Origin of the sequence: Marinobacter nauticus, from assembly GCF_003634635.1 — a bacterium.
Classification (GTDB): domain Bacteria; phylum Pseudomonadota; class Gammaproteobacteria; order Pseudomonadales; family Oleiphilaceae; genus Marinobacter; species Marinobacter nauticus.
Genome location: NZ_RBJB01000002.1, coordinates 995,876 through 1,020,271, shown reverse-complemented (window position 1 = coordinate 1,020,271; position 24,396 = coordinate 995,876). Strand labels below are relative to the sequence as shown.

Below are 24,396 nucleotides of genomic sequence, written 5' to 3'. Positions count from 1 at the left end.
CTTGGGTGTTCGGCTCAAGGCTGCCACTGAAAGTCATTCATCTTTACCTTTCCTTTGTACACTTCCACCCCTTCCAGCCTCAGTTTCTCTGTTTGAAGCTGGCAGGTTTCCGTGCCTTCAGGAAAGGCGATCTGGCCGTTGCTCCGGATAACCCGATACCAGGGAATGCAGTGGCCGGCGGGCAGTTTGCCCAGGGCCCGGCCAACGAAACGCGCCTGGCGTCCGAGGCCGGCCATGGCGGCTACCTGACCATAGCTGGCCACTTTCCCTTTCGGAATCGCGGCCACTACCTGCCAGATTTTCTGCTCCTTTGTCGGTTCCTTTTCGGACTCGTTCATTCAGAGCTCCGGTATTGGCCGGGTTACAGGCGCAGGGCGCCGTCCACCTCGATCATGCGGCCAGAAACGTAGTCGTTCTCGAAGATAAACGCTACTGCTGAGGCGATTTCCTCTGGCTTGCCCATGCGTTTCAGGGGGATGCCGGCGGTCATTTTCTCCAGGGCTTCGGGCTTCATGGAGGCCGTCATTTCGGTTTCGATAAACCCTGGGGCGATGCCCATGCAGCGGATGCCGTAGCGGGCGAGTTCTTTGGCCCACACTGGCACCAGGGCAGATACGCCGGCTTTGGCGGCGGAGTAGTTGCTCTGGCCCATGTTTCCGGCGCGGGAGATGGAGGCGATGTTGATGATCGCGCCCTGGTCGCCGTTTTCGATCATGCGGGTGGCCGCTTCCCGGCCGCACAGGAAAACGCCGGTGAGGTTAACGTCGATCACGGACTGCCACTGGGCCAGTTCCATGCGCTTCTCGAGCTTGCCGTCCTTGAATTTCACCATCAGGCCGTCGCGCAGGATGCCGGCGTTGTTCACCAGGCCGTTGAGGTGGCCGAAGTCATTGATGATTGCCTGAAAGGTTGCCTCAACGTCTTCTTCTTTGGCGACGTTACAGACATAGGTTTTGGCGTCGCCACCGGCCAGTTTGCAGGCCTCAGCGGCTTCAGCCAGCTTGTCTTCCATCAGGTCGATGAGTGCCAGCCTGGCGCCTTTGGCTGCCAGGTATTCAGCCATTGCGCGGCCGAGGCCCTGGCCGCCACCAGTGATTGCGATAACAGAATCTTGAAGTTTCATGGTTTGCCCTAATTAAGTTCAGAGGTGTTTTACGTTCTCTGTGTGTCTGCATCGTTTTTATGGGGAGGCATTTTGCCCGTTTTCTTTTTTCTTTTCATCGTTATGCCCATTGCCGAACTGGCGGTATTGATTCAGGTCGGTAGCGTTATCGGCGTGTTGAATACGGTAGGGCTGGTGTTTCTGACAGCTGTAATCGGGGCCTGGTTGCTGCGCCAGCAGGGGCTGGCGACCTTGTTGCGGGCGAATGAACGGCTCAACAGCGGTGAGTTGCCGGCAAAAGAAGTGGCCGAGGGGCTGATTCTTGCGGTCGGTGGCGCCATGTTGCTCACGCCGGGGTTTATCACCGACACCTTCGGCTTTCTGTGTTTGTTGCCGGGCTCGCGACATTGGCTGGCATCGCAGGCGCTGAAGCGGATGACGGTGTCGGGGCAGAATCACGGCCGGAGTTTCTTTTTCAGCGCCGGAGGCGGTGCAGGGCCCTTCGGGCAAGGCCCATTTGGCCAGCAGCGACCATTCGATCGTGATGCCAACGGCAACATCATTGAAGGCGAGTACCAGGATCAGACCCGGACTGATAGGGGCCAGCTCCAGCAGGGGCAGTCTGATCAGGATGAGCAGGAAAAAAAGTGAAATTTTTTTCGTTGCGGGTGTTGAAAATCTTTCGCTCAACCCCATTAACACAGCACAGATTCGCTTCAGGCTGAAAACCGCTGTCTATCAGTGGCTTGGATGCCGGGGCAATTTGTCGGGTCCGGGTCTCCGGCCAGACATTTTTAACATGCAATTGTCATTGCCACATTAATCTGACTATTGGAGAAACAGAGCAATGAAAATTCGTCCGCTACACGATCGTGTTGTCGTACGCCGTAAGGAAGAAGAAGAGAAAACTGCGGGTGGCATCGTGCTGCCGGGTAATGCCAAAGAAAAGCCTTCCCAGGGCGAAGTGATCGCTGTGGGTAATGGCCGCATTCTGGATAACGGCGAAACCCGTGCACTGGCGGTCAAGGTGGGTGACACCGTGGTCTTCGGTCAGTACGCCGGTAACACCGTGAAGGTTGACGGTGAAGAGCTGCTCATCATGAGTGAGAACGATATTTACGGCGTGCTTGAGTGATCGCAACAGCGATAGGCACGAACGCTCATTAATCCGATTGGTTCAATTTTCGGTTTAACGAACAGGAATAGAAGACATGGCAGCAAAAGACGTTAAATTCGGTGATAGCGCCCGTAAGCGCATGGTAGCAGGTGTTAACATCCTGGCGGACGCGGTCAAGGTAACACTGGGCCCCAAAGGCCGTAACGTGGTTCTGGAGAAGTCTTTCGGCGCTCCGACTGTGACCAAGGACGGCGTATCTGTGGCCAAGGAAATCGAGCTGAAAGACAAGTTCGAGAACATGGGCGCGCAGATGGTGAAGGAAGTCGCTTCCCAGGCCAACGAAACTGCTGGTGACGGTACCACGACTGCGACCGTACTGGCCCAGTCCATCGTGAATGAGGGTATCAAGGCCGTGACTGCCGGCATGAACCCGATGGACCTGAAGCGTGGTATCGACAAAGGTACCGCCGAAGCTGTTAAAGCCATCCGTGAAATGGCCAAGCCCTGCGACGACAGCCGCATGATCGCCCAGGTCGGTACTATCTCCGCCAACGGTGACGAAACCATCGGCAAGATCATCGCAGACGCGATGGAAAAAGTGGGTAAAGAAGGCGTCATTACCGTTGAGGAAGGCCGTGGCCTTGAAGACGAGCTGGATGTGGTTGAAGGCATGCAGTTTGACCGCGGTTTCCTGAGCCCGTACTTCATCAACAACCAGGACAACATGTCTGCCGAGCTGGAAGACCCGTACATCCTGCTGGTCGACAAGAAGATCTCCAACATCCGCGAACTGCTGCCGGTGCTGGAAGCCGTTGCCAAGGCTGGCAAGCCGCTCCAGATCATCGCTGAAGACATCGAAGGCGAAGCCCTGGCTACTCTGGTGGTCAACAACATGCGCGGCATTGTGAAGGTCAACGCTGTGAAGGCGCCTGGCTTTGGTGACCGTCGCAAGGAAATGCTGCAGGATATCGCCATTCTGACTGGCGGTACCGTGATTTCCGAAGAAGTCGGCCTGACCCTGGAAAACACCACTCTGGATGACCTGGGTACTGCCAAGCGTGTCAACGTGACCAAGGAAAACACCACGATCATCGGTGGTGCTGGTGCCGAGGCTGATATCAGCGCTCGCGTTGAGCAGATTCGCAAGCAGATCGAAGACAGCAGCTCTGATTACGACAAAGAGAAGCTGCAAGAGCGCGTCGCCAAGCTGGCTGGCGGTGTCGCCGTCATCAAAGTGGGCGCCGGCTCTGAAGTTGAAATGAAAGAGAAGAAGGCCCGCGTTGAAGACGCTCTGCACTCCACCCGCGCTGCCGTTGAAGAAGGCATCGTAGCTGGTGGTGGTGTTACCCTCATCCGCGCTATTGCGGCTCTGGACAAGGTAGACGCCATCAACGACGAGCAGAAAGCCGGTGTGAACATTCTGCGTCGCGCCATGGAAGCTCCGCTGCGTCAGATCGTATTCAACGCAGGCGGTGAGTCTTCTGTGGTGGTTGCCAAGGTAAAAGAAGGCGAAGGCTCCTTCGGCTTCAACGCTGCGACCGAGCAGTACGGCGACATGCTGGAAATGGGTATCCTGGATCCCGCCAAGGTAACCCGTTCTTCCCTGCAGGCAGCAGCTTCTGTAGCTTCTCTGATCATCACCACCGAGGCGATGGTTGCAGACGAGCCGGAAGACGAGAAAGCCGGCGGTGGTATGCCGGATATGGGTGGCATGGGCGGAATGGGAGGCATGGGCGGCATGATGTAATGCCGGCCAGATCCCGAACAGGTCTCAGTTTCTGAGGCCTGGCCCGATCTACCCCTGAAAACCCCGCGCTGGTTCACACTGGTGCGGGGTTTTTCGTTTTTTTGTCATGAACTTGCCCAATGGCTTTGTTAGACTCGGCTACCGGTTTTTAAATGTGCCAATTGCAATGACTGAATCCCGATCAAAATCCTTTCTCGGCCCTGGCAAAGTGGTTCTGCTGCTGTTGCTCGGTCTGCTGGTTTACGGGATCACGCTGATTGTTCTGGTTCCGGCTGGCTGGCTCTGGCAGCAGGCCTCGGCCCAGGTGCAGCTGCCAGAGCAGGTTCGGGTGCAGCAGGTATCCGGGCGTCTCTGGGATGGGGCCGCAGGGGTTGTTGTGGCTGGTTTTCCGGCACGCCTGGAATGGCAATTTGGCTGGCCATCGCTGTCCGGGGTGACATTACCGCTGCAATTTTCCGTGTCTTCATCACAATCCCGCGTGGAAGGGGTTGCCCGTGCCGGTTGGCAGGGTAATTTTGAGGTCAGTGCCAATGGGCTGATAGCGGTTGCCGAGTTCGAGCAACTGATACGCCAGAGCGGTGGCGCCATGATTGAGGGAACCGTGTCTGTGGATCGCTTCGAGATGTCCTGGGCAGACGGTCGCCTGAAGTCAGCAGACGGGCTCGGGCGCTGGGATGGTGGCAGGGTTACCTGGCCGATGGGCAATCAGGTGGGCCAGGCCGTGTTTCCTCCCATGCAGGCAGATCTGGACACCGTGGACGGAGGCGTTTCACTGGTAGTGGCAGAGCAGGGTGCAAGCGGGCCGGCGGCTGATGCCAGCATACTCTGGGATGGCATGATGGAACTGCGGGTGTACAAGCGCATGGTCGATCTGGCGCAACAGCCCTGGCCAGATTCTGCAAGGCCGGGTGACGTAGTGTTCCGGGTCCGGCAGCCATTGCTGCCCGGAGGCCTGTAATATGATGAAGCTGTCGGTGGGGCGTCAGGAGCGGTTCTCGCGTACATTGGCGAATCTGCTGTTGCTTGCGCTGGTGCTTTACCTTGCGGTAGAGCTGGCGAAACTAACCTGGTTGATTGCCTGGAACGACCGGCCTGTACCGGAAATCTTCGGGCAGACGGGTGCCGGCGTTGAGGTCCGTAGCCGAGTGTCAGAGGCTCCGATCGCCGGTTATGAGTTCTTCGGGAGACCTGATAATCAGGTGGGTGTGGCCGACGTGGTGCGCCGCTCTGCACCGGAAACCGGGCTGCGCCTGAGGCTGGAAGGTGTGCTTGTCGGGCGGCGTCCGGAGGACTCCGGTGCTATAGTTGCCGGAAGTAACGGCGAAACCGAATACTATCGGGTTGGCGACCAGTTACCGGGCAACGCTGAGCTGGCGGAGGTCGAGGCTGGAAGAATTCTGCTACGCAGGGGGGGGAGGTACGAATCCCTGGCGTTTGAGGAACAGATAGAGACCGGAGCGCTGGTTGCGGAAGAGCCGGTGCAAACGGCAGAATCGCCGGATACCTACCTGGAAGACGCCAGAGCGCGGCTGGACAGTGAAGGCGTGGCTGCACTGGCAACCTACGGTCTGCAGCCTGCAGAGGATCGCGGCGGGTATGTGTATGATGGCTCGAACGCCATGCTGAACGCCGTGAATCTGCGTCCGGGAGATATCATTACCTCGGTGAACGGTCAGCCTCTGGGCGACATCGAGCAGGACAAGCAGCTGCTGGACAGTTGGCGCAGCCAGCCGCAGCTGGATATAGAAATTGAACGTGACGGAACCCTGCTGACGGTCAGTTACGCCATACCCGAACAATGGCGCTGACAGGGTACTCAAAATAACAGGACGATATCGCCAGATGTATAACCACAAGATCAACCTCCTCCAGGCAATCATGTTCGCGCTTTTACTGCCGCTGGCGTCGCTGGCGCAGGCGCAGGAAGAAACCTGGAGGCTGAACCTCAAGGATGCGGACATTCGGGCCTTCGTCACCCAGGTGGCAGACATAACCGGCTACAGCTTTGTGGTGGATCCCCGGGTTAAAGGGAAAGTGACGGTATTGTCCAGTGCCCCCATGAACAAGGACGAAATCTACGATCTTTTCCTGGCAGTGCTGAATGTGCATGGTTTTACTGCGATCCCCGGAGAGGAAGTCGTCAAAATTGTCCAGCAGGTCGATGCCAAACAGTCTGCAGAGAACCTGAACAGGTTTCCGCAAACGCCCTCCGAGCAATTGATCACCCGTGTTATCCAGATTGATAATGCCAACGCCCTGGAACTGGTTCCGATTCTGCGGCCGCTGGTTGCCAAATACGGCCATCTGGCGGGCGTGGCTGCGGCAAACGCCCTGATTGTCAGTGATCATGCCTCTAATATCGCTCGCATTGAACAGATCGTTCGGGAACTGGACAGCCCCTCAAAATACGAAGTGGAAGTGATTCAGCTGCAGGAAGCCTGGGTTGGTGACATGGTGACCCTGCTGCAGGAGCTGGCACCAGAAGAGCTTGGCCGCGCTGGCGGTGAGAATGCCGCACGCAAATACAGCGTGACAGCCGACGAGCGCAGCAATCGATTGATTCTGCGCGGCGACGAAACCTTTCGGGACAAGATGCGCGGTTTGATTCTCCAACTGGACCAACCGTCTGCCAGTGGCGGGACCACCAAGGTGATTCGTCTTCGTCATGCCGATGCCAAGACCCTGACCGAAATACTCAAAGGTGTGATGGGTGAGGTAGTGAAAGAGAGCAGCGCTGGCGGCAGCTCGGGTGGCTCTACCGGGAATCCGGGCAGCAGCTTTTCAGTCTTTGCTGATGAAGGGCTGAATGCTCTCGTTGTCCGGGGGGACCCCTCCCTGATGCAGGAAGCCGAGCAGATTGTGGCACAGCTGGATGTGCGCCGTGCCCAGGTGATGATTGAAGCGGCGATTGTGGAAATCAGTGATGAGCTGGGCGATCAGCTCGGGGTGCAATTGGCGGCTGGCGATGAGTCTGCTGGTTCATTTCCGGTGCTGGGTACAAACCTGACCAGTGGCCAGGGTATGGTTGGCCTGAACTCCGTGATCGGAGCTCTGGTGGGTGACACTATTCCGCAGCTTGCCGGCGGGTTGACCGTCGGTGCCGGGCAGCGTGATGAGGATGGTGTTACCTGGGGCTTACTGATTCAGGCACTGTCTTCTTCCTCTGCGGCGAACCTGTTGTCTACGCCCAGCATTATTACCCTCGACAATCAGGAATCTGAAATTATCGTTGGCCAGAACGTACCGTTCCGTACTGGCCAGTCTACCGTGACCGGAGACGGGACCACCAACCCGTTTACCACCATCGAGCGGCGCGATGTGGGGTTGTCGCTGAAAGTCACGCCTACGATCAGTGCAGATGGCCTGGTGCGTCTGGTGGTTGAGCAAACGACCGAGGACATTTCCACAACCAGCGTTGATGGTGCGTCCGATCTGATCACCAACAAACGTGAGATTAAAACCACCGTGCTGGCGGATGACGGTGAGACCGTGGTACTGGGCGGTCTGATCAAGGACGATTACCAGGTCAGCAAGAGCAAGGTACCGCTGCTGGGCGATATCCCGGTGCTTGGTCGCTTGTTCTCTTCTGAATCCGAGACCCGCGTTAAGCGCAACCTGCTGGTTTTCCTGCGCCCCACGATCATGCTGGGCAAGGCAGATGCTGTGGCGGCGACCACTGAAAAGTTCAACCGCCTCTGGGATGTGAACCTGGAAGTGCGGGAAAAGCTTGGCTTGCCCCAGGAAGAATCCGATCCGTCGGTCGATATGCTGTTTGAAGGGCGCCGGCAGTAGGGAGTTGCGCTGACGAGACAGCGTGGATAACCGCGCTGTCTGATCATCGCCCTGGCGAGCAGGACTGGGGCGGTGCTTCGAGTGCTCTCAGAGTGGCGGCATCGGGCAGTCCAGCTGATCCGCCACCAGCCTCATTAATTCGTATTCCTTAACTTCCACCTTTCCGTCGTGACTGATGCAATGTCCGCAGGCATCAATAATGGCAGGCTTCAGCAGTGGTGAGAGCTTGCTGAGAACATTCAGAGCAGCTCTCAGGTTCTGCATGGTGATCTTGCTGTGCATGGTTTCGTCGTTTCCGTTGCCAAACCCGGAAATAGCTTCCTGATAGAGCGCTTGAGCCTTTTCCGGTGCTTCGGTGCCGGCCCGGGCGAACAGGCTCAGCACCTGTTCAATGGCGGGTTTGACTTGCCGGAAGCTTCGGTATTTCACGGGCACCACCTGCCCGGAGCCACGGCCTAGATGCCGCCACAGGAAGGTGGTGAGTGCGAGCTCGAACAGGGTCACCCGGTTGTCCGCCTGAACCAGCGTCTGAATGTTTGCGAGAAGGGTGTCCCGCTCCTCCGGATCGAGCTTTCGCAACGCCGGCATGGCCAGTTCAAGCATTGGAAAACGTGCGCGTTCGCCAAGTTCTTTTAGGGATGGCAGTAGTTTACCAAGCAACTCGGGTTGGGCGCCCAGCACGGAGTGCTCTGGGATGAGAGCAAGCCTCTCGGTTTGCTCGGGGTCCGTCAGTTCGTAAATCACCAGGCCATAGCAAAGTTGAACGGCCCCAGCCCGGGTATATAACAGGTTGCGAAAGGTCGATGGCAGTTTCTTCAGGAGACTGCTGGCGAAGCGCTCGCTGTCCGCGGAAACCGTGCCGACGCGGCTGGACAGCGCAGGGGTTGCCGTCGGAGATTCGTTGGTCAGGGAGCTCGCCAGAGGCGATAGGCTGTACTTTCGGGTGCCTTGAGCGGGTTCGACTACCTGGCTCACCAGGTCTCCAATGGCTGCCTTATCCGGATTGCGGCCTTGTCCCTGCAAGCGTGAGCCAGGTTCGGTATCCCGTAGCCTGCTGCGCAGGCGTGCCATCAGCCCTGGCTGGATGGCGTTGATTCGTTCGTCAATGGGAGGGTGGGATGCCAGCAGGGAGGTGAATTTCATCCTTGCTGCCTCGCCGAAACACATGTGGTTCATGTCGCTGGCATGGCTGGTAGTGTCCAGATACCCGCCTTTCATCCCGATTTTGAACAGGGCGGCGCCAATGCCTTCGGGGTTACGAGTGAACTGAACGGATGACGCGTCGGCCAGCATCTCCCGCTGACGTGAGACGGCCGACTGAATGAGCCGGCCAAAGAACACGCCGACATAACCGATCACCATCAAGGCCAGCCCGATCAGCCCCATGGCGGCCTGTGCCCGGCCGTCCCGGTTTCGGCTACGACCGCTGCTGTAGAAGCCGGCCCTCAGGAGAAACTGGCCAATCTGGCCGATCATCAGTATACCGGCCAGCAGGGCGATCAACCTGACATTGATGCGCATATCGCCGTTGAGGATGTGGCTGAATTCGTGGCCTACCACGCCCTGGAGTTCGTCCCGGTTCAATTGGGTCAGGGCTCCGTGGGTAACCACCATCACCGCTTCACCAGGGGTGTAACCGGCCACAAAGGCGTTGATGCCGGTTTCATGGTCCATCACGTAGAGCTCCGGTACCGGAACACCACTGGCAATTGACATTTCCTCGACGATATTGCGCAGTTTGCGTTCTTCCGGGTCGCGGGTGTCCGGATCAATAGCCCGGGCTCCAACCATTCTCGCCACGCGGGTGCCGCCTCCGGCGAGGTCCACCCAGCGTACCAGGGAGCCGATGCCAATCAGCGCGACCACCGCACCGGCGGTTGTCAGGCCATGGCTGGACAGTAGCCAGTAATGAAAAGGCAGGGCCGAGGTCTGGCTGCGGGTGACCATGTAACCCACCAGGCAGACCGCCAGAGTAATCAGGGTGACTGCGGTGAGAAACAGCACAACCAACAAGCCAGTGTTGCGCCGGGCACTGGCCTGGCGCTGGAAGAAACCGGGGCTCGCCATGAATCAGGCCTCAGAAACTGACTTTTGGAGCCTGGCGGGCCTCTGGAGATTCAAGCTGGAGCTGGGCGGTTTCCTTGAACGCAAACAGGCCAGCGACCAGATTGTTGGGGAACTTCTCGCGGAAGATGTTGTAGTTCATCACGCCATCGTTATACGCCTGGCGCGCGAACGCGACACGGTTCTCGGTGCTGGAGAGTTCTTCCATCAGTTGCTGGATGGTCTCGTTGGCTTTCAGCTCAGGGTAGTTCTCGGCCACGGCGTAGAAATTGGCGAGGGCTTTGGTCAGCAGGTTCTCGGCGCTGCCAAGGCGTTGGATCTTGGTGCTGTCGCCTGGGTCACGGGCGGCATCTTTCTGGGCACTGACCGCGTTATTGCGTGCTTCCATTACCTGGGTCAGGGTGGACTTTTCATGGTCCAGATAGGCTTTGGCGGACTCCACCAGGTTGGGGATCAGATCGTGGCGGCGCTGAAGCTGGACATCAATCTGGGCGAAGCCATTCTTGAACTGGTTGCGCAAAGAAACAAGCTGGTTGTAGATAAACACCAGATAGAGGATGACAACGGCAATTACTACAAGACCGATGACAGTCGTTCCCATGACTACTCCTAAGGGCTAAAGGTTCAGGCGTTATTTTCCACGATCCGGGCGTGGAAAGTCTGTACGAAATTCTCAAAATCTCTGGGTAACAGGGGTTTGGAGAAGAAATACCCCTGAGCAAGCGCACAGCCACGCTGGCTGAGGTAATACTCCTGCTCTGCTGTTTCCACACCTTCTGCGACGACGGTCAGATTCAGGCTCTTGCCAAGGTCGATGATGGTGTTGGCAATTCGGGTATCTTCCTCGTTGATCAGCAGGTCCCGAATGAACTGCTTGTCGATCTTCAGATGCTGTACCGGCATCTGCTTCAGATAGGTCAGCGATGAATAGCCCGTGCCGAAATCATCAACCGCAATACTGATGCCGGCCCGATGCAGCCGATGCAGCTTGGCGACCGCATCGGTGAGGTTGGTCATAAAGCTTGTTTCGGTCACTTCCAGCTCCAGACGGCCCGCAGGAATATTATGTCGTTTCAAGGTGTTGAGAACATCGTCAACGATCGATTCCTGGCGCAGTTGAACAGCGGACAGATTCACAGCGATTCTGATGTGAGTGCCCTCGCTGGCCCAGCGAGCGGCCTGCCAGCAAGCCTGATCCAGGACCCATTGACCAATCTCGACGATGGAACCATTCGCTTCCGCTACCGGAATGAAAAGGTCCGGGGGAATCATGCCGTGTTCAGGGTGTTCCCACCGCAGCAGTGCTTCTGCACCAATAACGCGCCGTGTCTCCAGATTGATCTGTGGCTGGTAGACCAGATGGAATTCGTGGTTTGCGAGGGCCTGGGCCAGGTCCTTTTCCATCTGTTTGCGTTCGCGAATTTCCTTGTCGATGCTGGCCACATAGAACTGGAAGTGGTTGTGCCCGGTCTGCTTCGCCAGTGCCATGGTTTGTTCGGCGCTCTGGAGCAAGCGATCGGCCTGGTCGGCATCTGACGGAAACAGGGAAATCCCCAGGGTGGCGGTCATGGAAATCCGGTGGTTGCCCGAATTGATGGGAGAGCCGATGGTAGCGAGTACCTTCTCGGCGGTTTCCGCCGCCTGGAATCCATCGCGCAGATGTTTCTCAACAATGACGAACTGGTCGCTGCCCAGCCGCGCGACATTGAATCTGTCGGATGAGAGGTTGGCGGTCAGGCGACTGGCCACCGTTTGAAGGATGGTGTCGCCGGTGCGGAAACCGCACTGCTCATTGACGGATTTGAAGTCGTCAATACCGCAGACCATCAGAGCGATAGAGCTGTGGCCTTCCTGGGCTCGTTCAATAGCGCCCTGAAGATCTTCCATAAAGGCATCGCGGCTGGGCAGGCCTGTCAGTGTGTCGTAACGGGCCAGTCGGGTGACCCGGTCTTCTGCTTCCCGATGTTTTTTCTGGGTATCTCCGATGGCTACGAGCAGATTGTTGGTGGCGTTAACCCAGAGGCCAAGCTCGTCGGCCCGGTGTCCTTCCGGGATCGAAACCAGGCGATCGTCCGGGTGTGCCGGGTCCACCTTTTTGACCGACTGCACAATGCGCAGCAGCGGGCGGGTCAGCAGCAGATGGAACACCACGAACAGTACGATGCCAAGAATGAGTGCCAGGGCGATGCCTGATGCAAACGTCACCAGTGCTCGGCCGAGCCAGGTTCGAGCATAGGGGGCGGTGTCGTAGTGAACCTCAAGATAGCCGTAGACAAGATCCGGATTGCTGCCTCGCGTGAGACTCTCGCGGTATTCGCGAACCTGGCCGAATATCGGATCAGTTAAAGGGCGAAACGGGGAGTCCTGCAGAGGCCGTAGCCGATCACCCAGTTCATCACCGTCGGGGTGGGTGATTTTGGCCATGTGAATGGGTTCCAGGGCGAACAGTCCATCCACCACCTGTTGGGAGAGCGTGTCATCAATGCTGAAAACGGCCTGGGTGGCAGAGTCTTCTACCATGGCAAGGGTCTGGGCTGCATCACGCTCCAGTTCAGCGGATACCCTCTTTGCATCCAGCACCACCTGTACCGCGCTCATCAGAATACCGCTCAGCAACGCGACGAGCAGTACCCATCGGAGAATGCGGTATCCGAGGTGGTTCTCTACTTCAAAGGTTTTTTGCATCCGCTGTTCTTGGCTCATCTGTCTGATTGGTTCTGTCGGACCCTGCGACAGGATCTATCACGCGGCACATGACAGTATGGTTCAGATTCCTTTCAACTTCATGGAGTATGGACGATTTTTTCAGAGTTTCTTGTGGATGCGTGTGTCGATTTGTTTCGGTTTCGTCGCATTCAGATACAGAAACGCCCGCAGGGGGTCCCGTGCGGGCGTTTGGTCAACGGTCAGGTTGTTGCTACCTACCGTTGTTCCGGCTGGATCAGGCCAGGTTTTCGTTCACGAAATCCCAGTTGACCAGGTTCCAGAACGCTTCCAGGTAATTCGGACGGCTGTTCCGGTAGTCGATGTAGTAGGCGTGCTCCCATACATCAACGGTCAGTACCGGCTTGTCGGCGCCGGTCAGCGGAGTTTCGGCGTTGCTGGTATTGGCGATGGCAACACTGCCGTCAGCTTTTTTCACCAGCCAGGTCCAGCCAGAACCAAAGTTGTTGGCGGCCTTGTCGTTGAATTCTTTCTTGAAGTCTTCGAAGGAGCCAAAGGCCTTCTCGATGGCTTCTTTGGCGGCGCCGGTGGGTTCACCACCACCGTTCGGGCTCAGGCAGTGCCAGTAGAAGGTGTGGTTCCATACCTGGGCTGCGTTGTTGAACAGCGGGCCGCTGGCGCTCTTGATGATGTCTTCCAGAGACTTGTTGGCATTCTCAGTACCTTCAACCAGACCGTTCAGCTTGGTTACGTAGGTGTTGTGATGTTTGCCGTAGTGGTACTCAAGGGTTTCCTGAGAGATGTGCGGTTCCAGTGCGTTTTTTTCGTAAGGCAGTGCGGGAAGTTCAAATGCCATGAGGTCGTTCTCCCTGGTTCTCTCTGTTTATGTGAGTTGACACTCTCGCAATATAAGGGCGGTTTGAGTTAAATCAACCCTTTGTTGTGAGAGAGCTTTTAAACTCGGGGCTGCCGGGCAGAAACTGAGCGCAGTTCCGGACCCGCCAGACCAGCTCTTCATAACTGTCTGCCAGAATGTTCACATGCCCGAGCTTGCGCCCTGGGCGCTCCCCTTTATTGTAGAGGTGAAGATGAGCGTAGGGCAGTTCCAGCATCCGTTCAATGTCGCCGTGCTCGCCGATGATATTAATCATGCAGCTCAGGCCGCGTGCCTGAACATTGCCCAGAGCGTGTCCGCTGACCGCGCGAATGTGATTCTCGAACTGGCTGGTCATGGAACCCTCAATGGTCCAGTGCCCGGAATTGTGGACCCGTGGAGCCATCTCGTTTGCTACCAGGCCGTCCTCGGTCTCAAACAGTTCCAGAGTCAGTACGCCCACATAGTTCAATTCGTTCAATAGTGCCTTGATGTACTTTTCAGCATCTTGCTGGATGTGGGGTTGCAGTCCGGGTGCCGGGGCAATGGAGTAGCGCAGTATGCCCTCGTGGTGGCTGTTCTCGGCAATGGGGTAAAAGGCGACATCGCCATCCTCACCGCGAACAGCGATGATGGACACTTCGCGTTTGAAGTTAACGAACTTCTCCACGATTACCCTGGGGTGGCCGATGGCGGTCCAGGCTTCTTCTGCCTGTTCCGGATCTCTCAGGACGGCCTGGCCTTTGCCGTCGTAGCCCTCAGTGATGGATTTGGCTACCACCGGGCAGCCAAGTGCCTCGGCAGCGGCTTTCAGGGAAGCGGCGCTATCAGCGATTTTCCATTCCGGCGTTGGAATGCCAAGCTGGCCGAACAGGGTTTTCTCTGCCTCCCGGTTCTGGCAAACCTGAAGTGCCCTGGGGCAGGGGTGAACCGGCTTGTGTTGGGCCAGCTTCTCCGCCACTTCAACAGGCAGGTGCTCGAATTCGTAGGTTACGCGGTCGACGCGGGAGAGGAAGTCGTCCAGGTAGCTGCCGTCGCGATCCACAATGACTTCCCCCAGACCAGCGCTGGGGCTGCCGGACATGTCGTAGAACACAAATTCCTTTGCGAGGGGGTATCCGGCAAGGGCCAGCATGCGCCCGAGTTGGCCGGCTCCGAGTACACCGATTCTCATCTGGTTCTCCTGCTCTTTATTTGGGGCGACGCCAGAGCGGGCCGGGGAGGGCTTTCCAAAACTGTTGAGGGCCATGGACGGCCCGAAACAAGCGCACAGGGAGGTGCTTGTAGCGTGTTTTGGAAAGCCCTCCCCGGCCCGCTCGCCTGGTCTCGGTAATAGGTTATTGATCCCTGGGGTCAGGGTTGTCCAGAATCGTCTGGGTCTGGTTTTTCCTGAAGTCTTCCACTGCCTGGCGAACCTTGTCGTCGAACGTGCCAACGATCTGTGCTGCCAGCAGGCCTGCGTTGGTGGCGCCGGCCTTGCCAATCGCCAGGGTGCCAACAGCAATGCCGCCTGGCATCTGCACGATGGAAAGCAGCGAATCCAGGCCATTCAGTGCTTTTGATTGTACGGGCACGCCCAGCACCGGCAAAGACGTTTGTGAGGCAACCATGCCCGGCAGGTGCGCCGCGCCGCCGGCGCCACCGATGATGACCTTCAGTCCGCGATCGGCCGCGGTCTTGGCGTAATCAAAAAGCAGATCCGGTGTGCGATGGGCGGAGACAACCCGGGTTTCGTAGGGCACGCCGAGTTTGTCGAGCATATCGGCAGCGTGTTCCATGGTGGGCCAGTCAGATTTGGAGCCCATGATGAGTCCAACAAGCGGCTGCATAAGCAACAGTCCTGTGATAATTGGAAAGCCGGCCATTGTATGTTCTGGCCAGTTGCCGTGCAACACGGCAAGCCCGGGCGTCCGGGTGCCGGAGCGCTTTCTTTAGAAGCCTTCATTTTAACCTGTCCGTAACTGCAGGTATTATCGTCGGTTATACAATTAAACCATCCATTTCCAGGAGCTGTAATGGAACCCATCCGCCCGGACGAAGATGAGCTGAGAGCAGAACCCCCGATCGGCGCCGGGGAAGCGCGAACCCCTCGTGCCAGTAAAGAGCGTGAGACTGGGCGTGGGGCTCCCAAAGCCAGGCCGCCAGGTGCAGCTGCGGGCTCTGGCGGAGGCGGTGGTCGTGGTGGACGAGTTCTTGTCTGGGGAGCGATTTTCGGGCTTGCGGTGGCTGCTGGCGCAGGGTGGTATAGCCAGAGTAAGCGCATCGCGGCGCTGGAGAGTCAACTGGAAGAGGCGGATTACTGGGCGCGGCAAAGTAAGCTGGCGCTGGCCCGTTTTGAGGGCGAGCTTTCGGAAACCGGGGAATCCTTGCAGGAGCGGGGTGCCTCTCTGGAGGAAAAGATAGCGGCCAATGCGGAAAAGGTTGAGACCGCCAACAGTGAAATCCGCAAGCTCTGGGTGGTTGCCAATGAGCGTAACCGGAAACAGCTTGAGGAGCATGGTCAGCGGCTCTCGGTGCTGGATCAGAATCTGGCCGAGACCGGTAAATCGGTGTCAGATCTGGAAACCACGCTCGAGCAGGTTCGTACCACGTTTGCTGGAGATATCGCCCAACTGAGCCAGAAGCTGGAGACGTCTGTGGCTGCGCTGGAGCAGGCAAATAGTGAGGCGACGTCGCAACTGACCAGGCTGAGTCAGCAGATCGGTGATATCGATCAGGTGGTAGAGAGCCGTATCCGCCGGTTTGAGCAAGAGCAGAAACTGGGTATCGATGGTATTGAAAGCCGGCTGTCCTCCGTTGAGGCTCGAACGGACGGCCTCGCAGGAGCCGGTGATGTTCAGGCGCTGCGGAATCGACTGGCAGAACTGGCCCGGACCGTGGAATCCATCGATGCTTCCCGTGCCCAACTTACCTCGCGCCTCGTGCGCCTGTCGGAGGAGGTCAATCAGCTCAGGGCGTCGAACTCAGGGCAGTAACGGTTGCCGGGGGTGAATGTAACGGTTTGTATTCATCCCTTGCGGTAGCTCTCATTTCTTGTGGTGGCCAGTTGTTATGATCGTCCCTACTCGATAAGGGATGAAGAGTGCATAACAATGAAAATCCGAGTGCCTTTCGTTAAAAGTGCCGCCGTTGTGGCATGCTTTCTGGTGTTGTCTGGCTGCACCGTTTATCAGTCTATCGGCAAGAGTGTGGGTGGCTTTCTGCATCCGGTGTCGGGCCATGATTTCGTGCATATCGACACCGATCAGTGGGACCAGAGCAATGCCTTGTTGTATTTCTACCGTACCCACTCCCAATGGGCGGCGGATGAGATCGAGTCTCCCAGCGTCTATATTGACGACAAGCACTATTTCAACATCCGCAATAACAGCTTTACCTGGCTGGAAGTGAGCCCCGGTGAACGGCACATCGCCATGCGTCGGCCTTTGCTTGGGCTTGAAGGCCTGAACTCCTTCAGTTTGAGCCTGATTGCGGATGCCACTCTGAAGGTGGAGTCTGGCAAGATCTACTACCTGAGATACAACGAACTGGAGGAGCCCTCGCGCCCTCATCCGGACCTGGACCCGGAGCACCCGCTGGCCTCCGGCGAGCTGCAGCTGGTTACCCGTGAATACGCCATGCAGTCGGACGAAATTGTGTCCACCCTGTTCCTGAACAGCGATCTACTGGCGCCGAACCATGCCGCAACGTCGATTGTCGAAGTTAACGAAGATACCGACTACGAGAAGCGGAAGCTGGCTCTTGAGCAGGAGCGCGAGCTGGAGATTGAGCGCCTGCAGCAGCAGGGTAAATATGAGGAGACCTCCTGGTTCTGGCCATTCGGGGGTGGGCCAACGGTGCCGCTGGAAGCCGATCGCAAGCTGAAGGCGCTGGAGCAGGAGTATGCCCAACTGGAACTTGAGCGCGAGCGCAGGGAAGAGGCGGAATCGGGAGGCTGGTGGATCTTCTAGGCAATGTCTACACTGGGGATGGTGTAGTGAAGAGAGATAAAAACAATGTCCTTCAAAGATACGTTCCGGCTGCGTATTGACAGGCTGGCCGGGCAGGTTGGTCCGTTGCTTGAAGAGTCCTGGCGGGAGGCTCGGCAACGCCTTGATGACCTTAACCAGGCGCTTGCCAGTCAGGCGGTGCCTGGCGAGCGCCGGGCGCGAGTGAGTGAGCTGGCTCTGAAGCGAAAGGGGCAGCAGGCAGGCCAGAAGTCTGCGGAAATACGGCCCTTCCCTGAACAGGGTAAAACAGTACAACGTTCTGATTTTGATCAATAAATGTTCGCCTGAGAGCGTCTCGGAAAAAAGTTCAGTATTTTTCGGAAAAACATTTGACACAGTGAGCGAAATGCTTAAAATGCGCGTCTCACTTGGTTGAGACAGCAACGCTGACTCAGCAGGCGCCAAGCGCAGCAAGTGACTGTTTTGAGCCTGAAGTAAAGTAAGGCAGCGAAAGTGGGTGGTTAGCTCAGCTGGGAGAGCATCGCCCTTACAAGGCGAGGGTCGCAGGTTCGATCCCTGCACCACCCACCACTTTCAAAACAGAGTTCAGATTCGGCAAAGCTGAATCGATGCGGAGCGGTAGTTCAGTTGGTTAGAATACCGGCCTGTCACGCCGGGGGTCGCGGGTTCGAGTCCCGTCCGCTCCGCCACCTTACCCTGGGTGGTTAGCTCAGCTGGGAGAGCATCGCCCTTACAAGGCGAGGGTCGCAGGTTCGATCCCTGCACCACCCACCAGATTCTAAAAAGCAGACCAATCTGGTCTGCTTTTTTTATGCCCTCAGAAAACGCCAAGCTCCTTTGGTGAGCCGCAAAAAGGCCGGGCAGGGTTACCCTGACCGGCCTCTTCCTGTAGTGCCTTTTCTGAATTACTTGCCGATCAGGGACTGGCCACATACCCGAACCACGTTCCCGTTCACGCCCGCAGACGCTGGGTTGCAGTACCAGGCGATAGCCTCGGCCACATCAACCGGTTGCCCGCCCTGAGACAGGCTGTTCATGCGTCGACCGGCCTCACGGATGGTAAACGGCATGGCGGCAGTCATCTGGGTTTCGATAAAGCCCGGTGCGATGGCGTTAATGGTGATGCCGTTCTTCAGATGACGGGCCATGGCTTCAACATAGCCGATCACGCCGCTTTTGGCGCAGGAGTAGTTGGTCTGGCCGAAATTGCCTGCGATGCCGCTGATCGAAGAAATGCAGACGATGCGGCCGTTTTCCCGCATCAGTTTGCGCTCCGCCAGTTCCTCGTCAATCAGCTCTTCTGCAGTCAGGTTGACGGCAATGGTCATATCCCAGAAATGTTCGGGCATGTTGCCTAGGGTTTTGTCTCTGGTGATGCCGGCGTTGTGGATGACGAAGTCGACACCGCCGGTTTCCTTTTCGATAAAGTCTGCGATCAGCTTTGGCGCCTTTTCATCGGTGATGTCGCAGGCGAGCGCCTTGCCTTTCAGAGCGCCGGTTACTTTCTGCAATTCCTCGAGTGCCGGCGGAATGTCGAGCCCGATGACGGTTGCCCCATCTCTGGCCAGGGTTTCAGCGATAGCGGCGCCAATGCCTCGGGACGCGCCGGTCACCAAGGCCACTTTGCCTGCCAATGGTGCGACCGGATTGGTGGCTTTGGCTTCGTCGGCTTTGCCGATGCGAACCACCTGCCCGGAGACGTAGGCTGAGCGTGGCGACAGGAAGAACCGAACCGAGGAATCCAGCTGGTTTTCAGCATTGGGTGCTATCCAGACCAGGTTCGCGGTAGCGCCCTTTTTGCCGATCTCTTTGCCAACGGCTCGTACGAAGCCTTCCAGTGCCTGTTGTGCAGCGGCCTGGGGCGCCTTGCGGCAGGTGTGCGGGTCCTGGCCAATCACCAGAACCCGGCCATTCGTCGCCAGTTTCCGGATAGTGGGGTGGAAAAAGTCATACAGGGCGCGCAATTCATCCGGTTTCTGCAGGCCGGACGCATCGAAAATCAGTGCCGAGAACTTGCCGGAGACCTCGCCGGTGATATCCAGTGCCTGAGCCTTGTTGCTTGTCTTGGCCGATTCGGCCAGGGTTTCCGGCCCGGTGGCGTGGTGCAGGGTGGCCGGGCTGGCGCCAACAATGCTGCCAAGGGTGGCGATGGCGCGGGCACCATTGCCGGCTCCAATGAGGACGTCGCCCTCAATAAAAGGCTGATCCACTCGCTTGAGGCGTTTCAGCGGGGCCGGTGACGGCAAGCCAAGAGACTGGGCGGCGGTTTTTCCCACCGGGGTATTCACGAGTTTGAGGTAGAGGTCAGACATGTTTTCTTCCTTGTGCATCTGGTTGATTGCAAATTAGCCTAAAGGGTAAGGAATCTTCCAGCTATTGTATTGACTGAACGCAGGTTGTGCGTTGTCAGAGTTGCCAATGAGAGACTGCCGTCAGGCGCTAGACTCATCAACAGTATCGGTGAACCGAAACAGAATCATCTGACTCACAAGGAAACACAGCGATGGCACAGGCAAAGAAAACCTCAGCACCCGTGAAAGGGGCAAGCCAGGGCATTCGACGGGTTGCCGTTATTGGCGGTAACCGTATTCCGTTTGCCCGCTCCAATACTGCCTACAGCAAGATCAGTAACCAGGAATTGTTGACTTCGGCGCTTCGTGGGCTGGTGGATCGCTTTAATCTGGACGGCATGAAAATGGGCGAAGTGGTCGCGGGCGCCGTGATCAAGCATTCCAGGGACTTCAACCTGACTCGTGAATCGGTTCTCAGCTGTGGTCTGGCACCTGAAACACCGGCCTACGATATCCAGCAAGCCTGCGGAACCGGCCTGGAAGCCGCGATTCTGGTGGCGAACAAAATCGCGTTGGGGCAGATCGAGTGCGGCATTGCCGGCGGCACCGATACCACGTCTGATGCGCCGATCGGGGTGGGCGAAGGGCTCCGGGAAATCCTGCTGGACCTCAACCGTGCCAAGACCACCAAGGAGCGCCTGAAAATTCTTGGCCGTTTCCGGCCGAGCCATCTGGTGCCGGAGATTCCGGAGAACGGCGAGCCCCGTACAGGCATGTCCATGGGGGACCACTGCCAGGTGACTGCCAAAGAATGGAGTATCGCCCGTGAAGATCAGGATCGCCTGGCCTGGGAGAGTCATCAGAAGCTGGCAAAGGCCTACGAGGAGGGCTTTTTCGACGATCTGATGACTCCCATGGCCGGTCTCGATAAAGATAATATCCTGCGTCCGGACACCACGCTGGAAAAACTGGCCACCCTCAAGCCCTGTTTTGATCGGGAAAACGGCACCATGACTGCAGCCAACAGCACGGCGCTCACCGATGGCGCGTCGGCAGTGCTGTTGGCCAGCGAAGAGTGGGCAAAGGCCCATAACATGGATGTCAAAGCCTGGCTGACCTTCTCCGAAGTGGCTGCTGTGGATTTCGTCGACAAGAAAGAGGGCCTGCTGATGGCGCCAGCCTATGCCGTACCCCGGATGCTGGAAAGGGCCGGCCTGACCCTTCAGGATTTCGACTTCTATGAGATTCACGAGGCATTTGCGGCACAGGTTTTATCTACCCTGAAAGCCTGGGAAGATCCGGGATTCTGCAGGGAGCGCCTCGGGCTGGAAAAACCATTGGGCACCATTGATCGCGACAAGCTGAACGTGAAGGGTTCGAGTCTGGCCACGGGGCATCCGTTTGCCGCGACCGGAGGCCGTATTGTCGCCACGATGGCCAAGCTGCTGGAGCAGAAAGGTAGTGGTCGTGGCCTGATCTCAATCTGCGCCGCTGGCGGCCAGGGCGTGACGGCAATTCTGGAGCGCTGATCCGGGCGGGATAGGTAATAACCGAAATCCTCTTTGACAGCTGGCGGCCAGAGCTATAGTATTCGCGCCACGTTGATCGGGCCTCTACCTGATTGATAAAAAGTTTGATGCGGGATGGAGCAGTCTGGTAGCTCGTCGGGCTCATAACCCGAAGGTCGTTGGTTCGAATCCAGCTCCCGCTACCAAAAAAGAAAAAGGCAGGTCAGTTACCTTCACTGATCTGCCTTTTTTGCTTTCTGGGCGGCAGATTATTCCCGTGGCCAGTATCGCCGGGTGATGCCCCTTTCTGAACAAGCAAAAGGAGCCCTCTGATGTCCTCCCGGCGACTTGGTGTTGTACGCCCCCTGCTGCAGATGGGGTTGATTCCCCAGATCACCATCGGAATTATTGCCGGCGTTTTGCTGGCCGTCGTCTGGCCTGAAACCGCCCAATCTGTTTCCCTGCTTGGCCAGCTTTTCATCTCAGCCCTGAAAGCGGTTGCGCCGATCCTGGTGTTTGCGCTGGTGACGGCAGCCATTGCCAATCACCAGCAGGGACAGCCAACCCACATTCGTGGGGTGTTGCTGCTGTATGTGATCGGTACGCTGGTGGCGGCTGTGGTAGCGGTGATCGCCAGCTTTGTCTTCCCCACGGAACTCACGCTGGAGCTTCCGGAAGTCAGCGGCAACCCGCCTGGCGGGGTCGTCGAGATCCTGCGCAATCTTCTGCTGAGCGCGGTGACGAATCCGGTCAGCGCCCTGATGGAAGGGAACTTCATTGCTATTCTGGCCTGGGCCGTTGGTCTGGGATTAATGCTGCGCCAGGGCCGTGACGCCACCCGGCAAGTGGTGAACGACCTGTCCGATGCAATTTCCGGCATTGTCCGGGCCGTTATCCGGTTTGCGCCCCTGGGAATCTTCGGGCTGGTTGCCAATACCCTGGCCGATGCCGGCATCGGCGCGCTGCTGGAATACGGCCGCCTTCTGGCCGTCATTGTTGGCTGTATGCTGTTTGTGGCTCTGGTGACCAATCCGTTGATTGTCTTCCTCCACACCCGCCAGAATCCTTACCCCCTGGTATTCGCCTGTTTAAGGGGCAGTGCCATCACCGCCTTTTTTACCCGCAGTTCCGCTGCCAATATCCCGGTTAACCTTAACCTGTGTGACCGGCTGGGGCTGGACCCGGATACTTACGCTATTTCCATCCCGCTTGGTGCCACTATCAATATGGCCGGTGCCGCCATCACCATCTCCGTGATTACCCTGGCGGCTGCGAATACCCTGGGTATTCCGGTGGATTTCCCGACCGCACTGCTGCTTTGCGTGGTGTCGTCTATTGCGGCCTGCGGGGTTTCCGGCGTGGCTGGAGGTTCACTGCTGCTTATTCCGCTGGCGACCAGTCTGTTTGGTATCTCCACGGAAGTGGCCATGCAGGTGGTTGCCATTGGTTTTGTCATCAGCGTGGTTCAGGATTCCACCGAAACCGCATTGAACTCATCAACCGATGTTCTGTTCACCGCGGCGGCCTGTCGTTCGGCAGAGGCTCGTGAATCAGCATGACCACCGGGCGCAGAAATCTGGTGTTTATCGGCATGCCTGGCAGCGGCAAAAGCACCGTCGGGGTGTTGGTGGCAAAACGCCTGGGCCTGGGGTTTATCGATACCGATCTGCTGATACAGGAGCAGGCCGGGCGAACGCTGCAGGAGATCGTTGACCAGGACGGCTATCTGGCCCTGCGTCGGATTGAAGAGCAGGTACTGCTGGCTCTTGAGGTTGAAGGTCAGGTCATCAGCACCGGTGGTAGCGCGGTGTACAGTGAGGCCGCGATGACACACCTGAGGCAGAAGGGCACCGTAGTGTTTCTCGATATTTCTCTGGATGAGGTGCGCAGACGTATCGGCAATTACAGCCTCCGCGGTATCTCCCGTCGGCCCGACCAGTCGCTGGAAGCGTTATTTGAAGAGCGTTTCGCCCTTTATACCCGCTACGCGGACCTGGCCATCAAGGGCCAGGGGTTGAACCAGGAACAGGTCTGTCAGGCGGTCATCGATGGGTTGCCACAGTAACGAGCAATTCCTGTCAGGGCAGATTCTCGCGCCAGTGTTTGACCCGGACCTGGTCCTTGATGGCGTCGACCACCTCCAGTATCAGGTTGATTAGCGCTTCGTTTTCGGCCTCTTCCTGTTGTTGGCCAGGTTCGGGCAGGAACACGTTGACGATATCTTCAATAAACGCATGGTTGGAGGTGGAGGCGAGGTCTTCGAGAATCTGGTGAATCACATTGGCGACAATGTCACCCACCGCATTCTCCAGTGTGTCCTGGATGGTTGGCCCCACCACTGGCAGGTATTTCAACCGGGACAGCTCCAGATTCTGCTTCAAGGCCTGGTCCACCCGGTTTTCCAGATAGGCCCTCAGTGCGCCGCGATTTGGTACGTAACCCTCCTTGGCTGCCACTGCCACCCGCTCTGAAATCCACTCTGACAGCATGTCCCGCCGCGGATAAAGAATATCCTGCTGGATACGCTCAAACAGAGGCGAGCCCCGCCGAACTTCTTCCTGAACACCGCTGAGTACTTTCAGGACAATCCGGTCAGACAGCTCCTCCATGAATGCTTCGTAGTAGAAATTAACGAACCGGAACAGCCGGGTGTTGGTGAAATCGATGATCTTGTACTGATGCAGCCGGTAGATAATAGAGATCACCCTCAGGATTCTCAGAAACCGGAGGCTGCCAACCGGAATGCAGCCCACCAGATCGTACCAGTGGATGAACGGATAGAAGTACCAGCGGTCATAGACTTTTGCCCTGATTGAATAACCCCAGCGCAATACAAATTCGCTCAGGAAAATGGCCACGAAGATCAGGTCGTAGAAGATGAAGCGTTCATGAATGGGGTGGTAGGCAGATTGCAGTGCCGGCGCGTAGTCTTTGAGGAGATTCTGCACAGCCACGAAGTTGTAGATGGAATCCCAGATGATGAACGAAAGGTTGATGATCAACAGGCCAAGCATCAGAAAGTCGATCAGGAACCAGATCAACTGATGACTGGATTTCAGGTTTTCGCGGTTTACATGAAGCATCCGTAGGACCTGTCTATGACTCTATAAGTGTCTGACAGGTTAGCCTATTTCTGGATCAGGTACGAGGCTGACGGTGGCAACGGCGATGGCGTTATGCTGCTAATCTTAATACGGCGGGCATGGATAGCGCCCCGTTCTTGCGGGTAAACTCTCGCCCCTGTGACAGGGAACACTCACTTTATCTGGTCAGGGCAGCCATCCTTT

Annotated in this window: 22 protein-coding genes and 4 tRNA genes; 16 read left to right on the top strand and 10 right to left on the bottom strand. The window is 57.3% G+C overall.

Annotated elements, in window-relative coordinates; genetic code table 11:
* Nucleotides 1-14: 14 nt before the first annotated feature.
* Together C7436_RS04985 and C7436_RS04980 are read right to left on the bottom strand one after the other, a co-directional pair.
* Complete coding sequence (locus C7436_RS04985; RefSeq protein WP_121206875.1) at nt 15-338, bottom strand: MGMT family protein; 324 nt, start codon at nt 336-338, stop codon at nt 15-17.
* A 23-nt stretch (nt 339-361) separates the two neighbouring features.
* Nucleotides 362-1,123: an SDR family oxidoreductase gene (locus C7436_RS04980; protein ID WP_011785507.1), complete on the bottom strand. Its 762-nt coding sequence runs from the start codon at nt 1,121-1,123 to the stop codon at nt 362-364.
* A 72-nt stretch (nt 1,124-1,195) separates the two neighbouring features.
* On the opposite strand from C7436_RS04980, the gene C7436_RS04975 reads away from it, so the two are divergent.
* The 6 genes from C7436_RS04975 (at nt 1,196) to gspD (ending at nt 7,758) form a co-directional block, all read left to right on the top strand.
* Nucleotides 1,196-1,753, top strand: coding sequence for an FxsA family protein (locus C7436_RS04975; protein WP_023009840.1), 558 nt, complete (start codon nt 1,196-1,198; stop codon nt 1,751-1,753).
* Between the two features lie 196 nt (nt 1,754-1,949).
* The gene (gene groES, locus C7436_RS04970; protein WP_011785505.1) at nt 1,950-2,237 is read left to right on the top strand and encodes a co-chaperone GroES; all 288 of its coding nucleotides are present in this window, start codon (nt 1,950-1,952) and stop codon (nt 2,235-2,237) included.
* Between the two features lie 76 nt (nt 2,238-2,313).
* Nucleotides 2,314-3,966 (top strand): chaperonin GroEL, encoded by a 1,653-nt coding sequence (gene groL / locus C7436_RS04965; protein WP_014421008.1) that lies wholly within the window; start codon nt 2,314-2,316, stop codon nt 3,964-3,966.
* Between the two features lie 166 nt (nt 3,967-4,132).
* On the top strand, nt 4,133-4,924 hold the full coding sequence (gspN, locus tag C7436_RS04960) for a type II secretion system protein N (RefSeq protein ID WP_114433394.1): 792 nt from the start codon (nt 4,133-4,135) through the stop codon (nt 4,922-4,924).
* A gap of 1 nt (nt 4,925) precedes the next feature.
* On the top strand, nt 4,926-5,774 hold the full coding sequence (locus C7436_RS04955; RefSeq protein WP_121206874.1) for a type II secretion system protein N: 849 nt from the start codon (nt 4,926-4,928) through the stop codon (nt 5,772-5,774).
* 34 nt (nt 5,775-5,808) lie between these two features.
* Entirely contained in the window at nt 5,809-7,758 is a 1,950-nt protein-coding gene (gspD, locus tag C7436_RS04950; RefSeq protein WP_114433390.1) for a type II secretion system secretin GspD, read from the top strand.
* Nucleotides 7,759-7,845: 87 nt separating this feature from the next.
* Here the strand turns inward: gspD and C7436_RS04945 are convergent, their stop codons facing one another.
* The 6 genes from C7436_RS04945 to purE all read right to left on the bottom strand — a co-directional run bounded on the left by C7436_RS04945 (nt 7,846) and on the right by purE (nt 15,189).
* Complete coding sequence (locus C7436_RS04945) at nt 7,846-9,825, bottom strand: M48 family metallopeptidase (RefSeq protein WP_121206873.1); 1,980 nt, start codon at nt 9,823-9,825, stop codon at nt 7,846-7,848.
* Between the two features lie 10 nt (nt 9,826-9,835).
* Nucleotides 9,836-10,423 carry a LemA family protein gene (locus C7436_RS04940; RefSeq protein WP_011785499.1) on the bottom strand — a complete coding sequence of 196 codons (588 nt, stop codon included), beginning with the start codon at nt 10,421-10,423 and terminating at the stop codon, nt 9,836-9,838.
* A 23-nt stretch (nt 10,424-10,446) separates the two neighbouring features.
* Nucleotides 10,447-12,507, bottom strand: coding sequence for a putative bifunctional diguanylate cyclase/phosphodiesterase (locus C7436_RS04935; protein WP_121207042.1), 2,061 nt, complete (start codon nt 12,505-12,507; stop codon nt 10,447-10,449).
* 256 nt (nt 12,508-12,763) lie between these two features.
* Nucleotides 12,764-13,342 (bottom strand): superoxide dismutase [Fe], encoded by a 579-nt coding sequence (gene sodB / locus C7436_RS04930; RefSeq protein ID WP_011785497.1) that lies wholly within the window; start codon nt 13,340-13,342, stop codon nt 12,764-12,766.
* A gap of 73 nt (nt 13,343-13,415) precedes the next feature.
* Nucleotides 13,416-14,534, bottom strand: coding sequence for a 5-(carboxyamino)imidazole ribonucleotide synthase (locus C7436_RS04925; protein WP_023009845.1), 1,119 nt, complete (start codon nt 14,532-14,534; stop codon nt 13,416-13,418).
* A gap of 163 nt (nt 14,535-14,697) precedes the next feature.
* A complete protein-coding gene (purE, locus tag C7436_RS04920) occupies nt 14,698-15,189 on the bottom strand; it encodes a 5-(carboxyamino)imidazole ribonucleotide mutase (RefSeq protein WP_011785495.1) in 492 nt (163 codons plus the stop codon).
* 186 nt (nt 15,190-15,375) lie between these two features.
* Here purE and C7436_RS04915 point away from each other — a divergent pair, with 186 nt between their 5' ends.
* The 6 genes from C7436_RS04915 to C7436_RS04890 all read left to right on the top strand — a co-directional run bounded on the left by C7436_RS04915 (nt 15,376) and on the right by C7436_RS04890 (nt 18,084).
* Nucleotides 15,376-16,335: a hypothetical protein gene (locus tag C7436_RS04915; protein ID WP_121206872.1), complete on the top strand. Its 960-nt coding sequence runs from the start codon at nt 15,376-15,378 to the stop codon at nt 16,333-16,335.
* A gap of 117 nt (nt 16,336-16,452) precedes the next feature.
* On the top strand, nt 16,453-17,310 hold the full coding sequence (locus C7436_RS04910) for a DUF2846 domain-containing protein (RefSeq protein WP_011785493.1): 858 nt from the start codon (nt 16,453-16,455) through the stop codon (nt 17,308-17,310).
* Nucleotides 17,311-17,355: 45 nt separating this feature from the next.
* On the top strand, nt 17,356-17,625 hold the full coding sequence (locus C7436_RS04905; RefSeq protein ID WP_121206871.1) for a hypothetical protein: 270 nt from the start codon (nt 17,356-17,358) through the stop codon (nt 17,623-17,625).
* A 179-nt stretch (nt 17,626-17,804) separates the two neighbouring features.
* Nucleotides 17,805-17,880 (top strand) — tRNA-Val (locus C7436_RS04900).
* 42 nt (nt 17,881-17,922) lie between these two features.
* Nucleotides 17,923-17,999: transfer RNA gene (locus C7436_RS04895), tRNA-Asp, on the top strand.
* Nucleotides 18,000-18,008: 9 nt separating this feature from the next.
* Nucleotides 18,009-18,084, top strand: a tRNA-Val gene (locus C7436_RS04890).
* 131 nt (nt 18,085-18,215) lie between these two features.
* Here C7436_RS04890 and C7436_RS04885 read toward each other — a convergent pair.
* Entirely contained in the window at nt 18,216-19,622 is a 1,407-nt protein-coding gene (locus C7436_RS04885; RefSeq protein WP_041656364.1) for a 3-oxoacyl-ACP reductase, read from the bottom strand.
* 191 nt (nt 19,623-19,813) lie between these two features.
* Between C7436_RS04885 and C7436_RS04880 the strand changes: the two genes are divergently transcribed.
* The 4 genes from C7436_RS04880 to C7436_RS04865 all read left to right on the top strand — a co-directional run bounded on the left by C7436_RS04880 (nt 19,814) and on the right by C7436_RS04865 (nt 23,174).
* On the top strand, nt 19,814-21,130 hold the full coding sequence (locus C7436_RS04880) for an acetyl-CoA C-acetyltransferase (RefSeq protein WP_121206870.1): 1,317 nt from the start codon (nt 19,814-19,816) through the stop codon (nt 21,128-21,130).
* Nucleotides 21,131-21,238: 108 nt separating this feature from the next.
* Nucleotides 21,239-21,315, top strand: a tRNA-Met gene (locus C7436_RS04875).
* A 126-nt stretch (nt 21,316-21,441) separates the two neighbouring features.
* Nucleotides 21,442-22,668 carry a serine/threonine transporter SstT gene (sstT, locus tag C7436_RS04870; RefSeq protein ID WP_121206869.1) on the top strand — a complete coding sequence of 409 codons (1,227 nt, stop codon included), beginning with the start codon at nt 21,442-21,444 and terminating at the stop codon, nt 22,666-22,668.
* Complete coding sequence (locus C7436_RS04865; RefSeq protein ID WP_121206868.1) at nt 22,665-23,174, top strand: shikimate kinase; 510 nt, start codon at nt 22,665-22,667, stop codon at nt 23,172-23,174. The genes sstT and C7436_RS04865 overlap by 4 nt, the downstream gene beginning before the upstream one ends.
* A gap of 13 nt (nt 23,175-23,187) precedes the next feature.
* Here C7436_RS04865 and C7436_RS04860 read toward each other — a convergent pair whose 3' ends face one another.
* Complete coding sequence (locus C7436_RS04860) at nt 23,188-24,192, bottom strand: hypothetical protein (RefSeq protein ID WP_121206867.1); 1,005 nt, start codon at nt 24,190-24,192, stop codon at nt 23,188-23,190.
* Nucleotides 24,193-24,396: the final 204 nt, after the last annotated feature.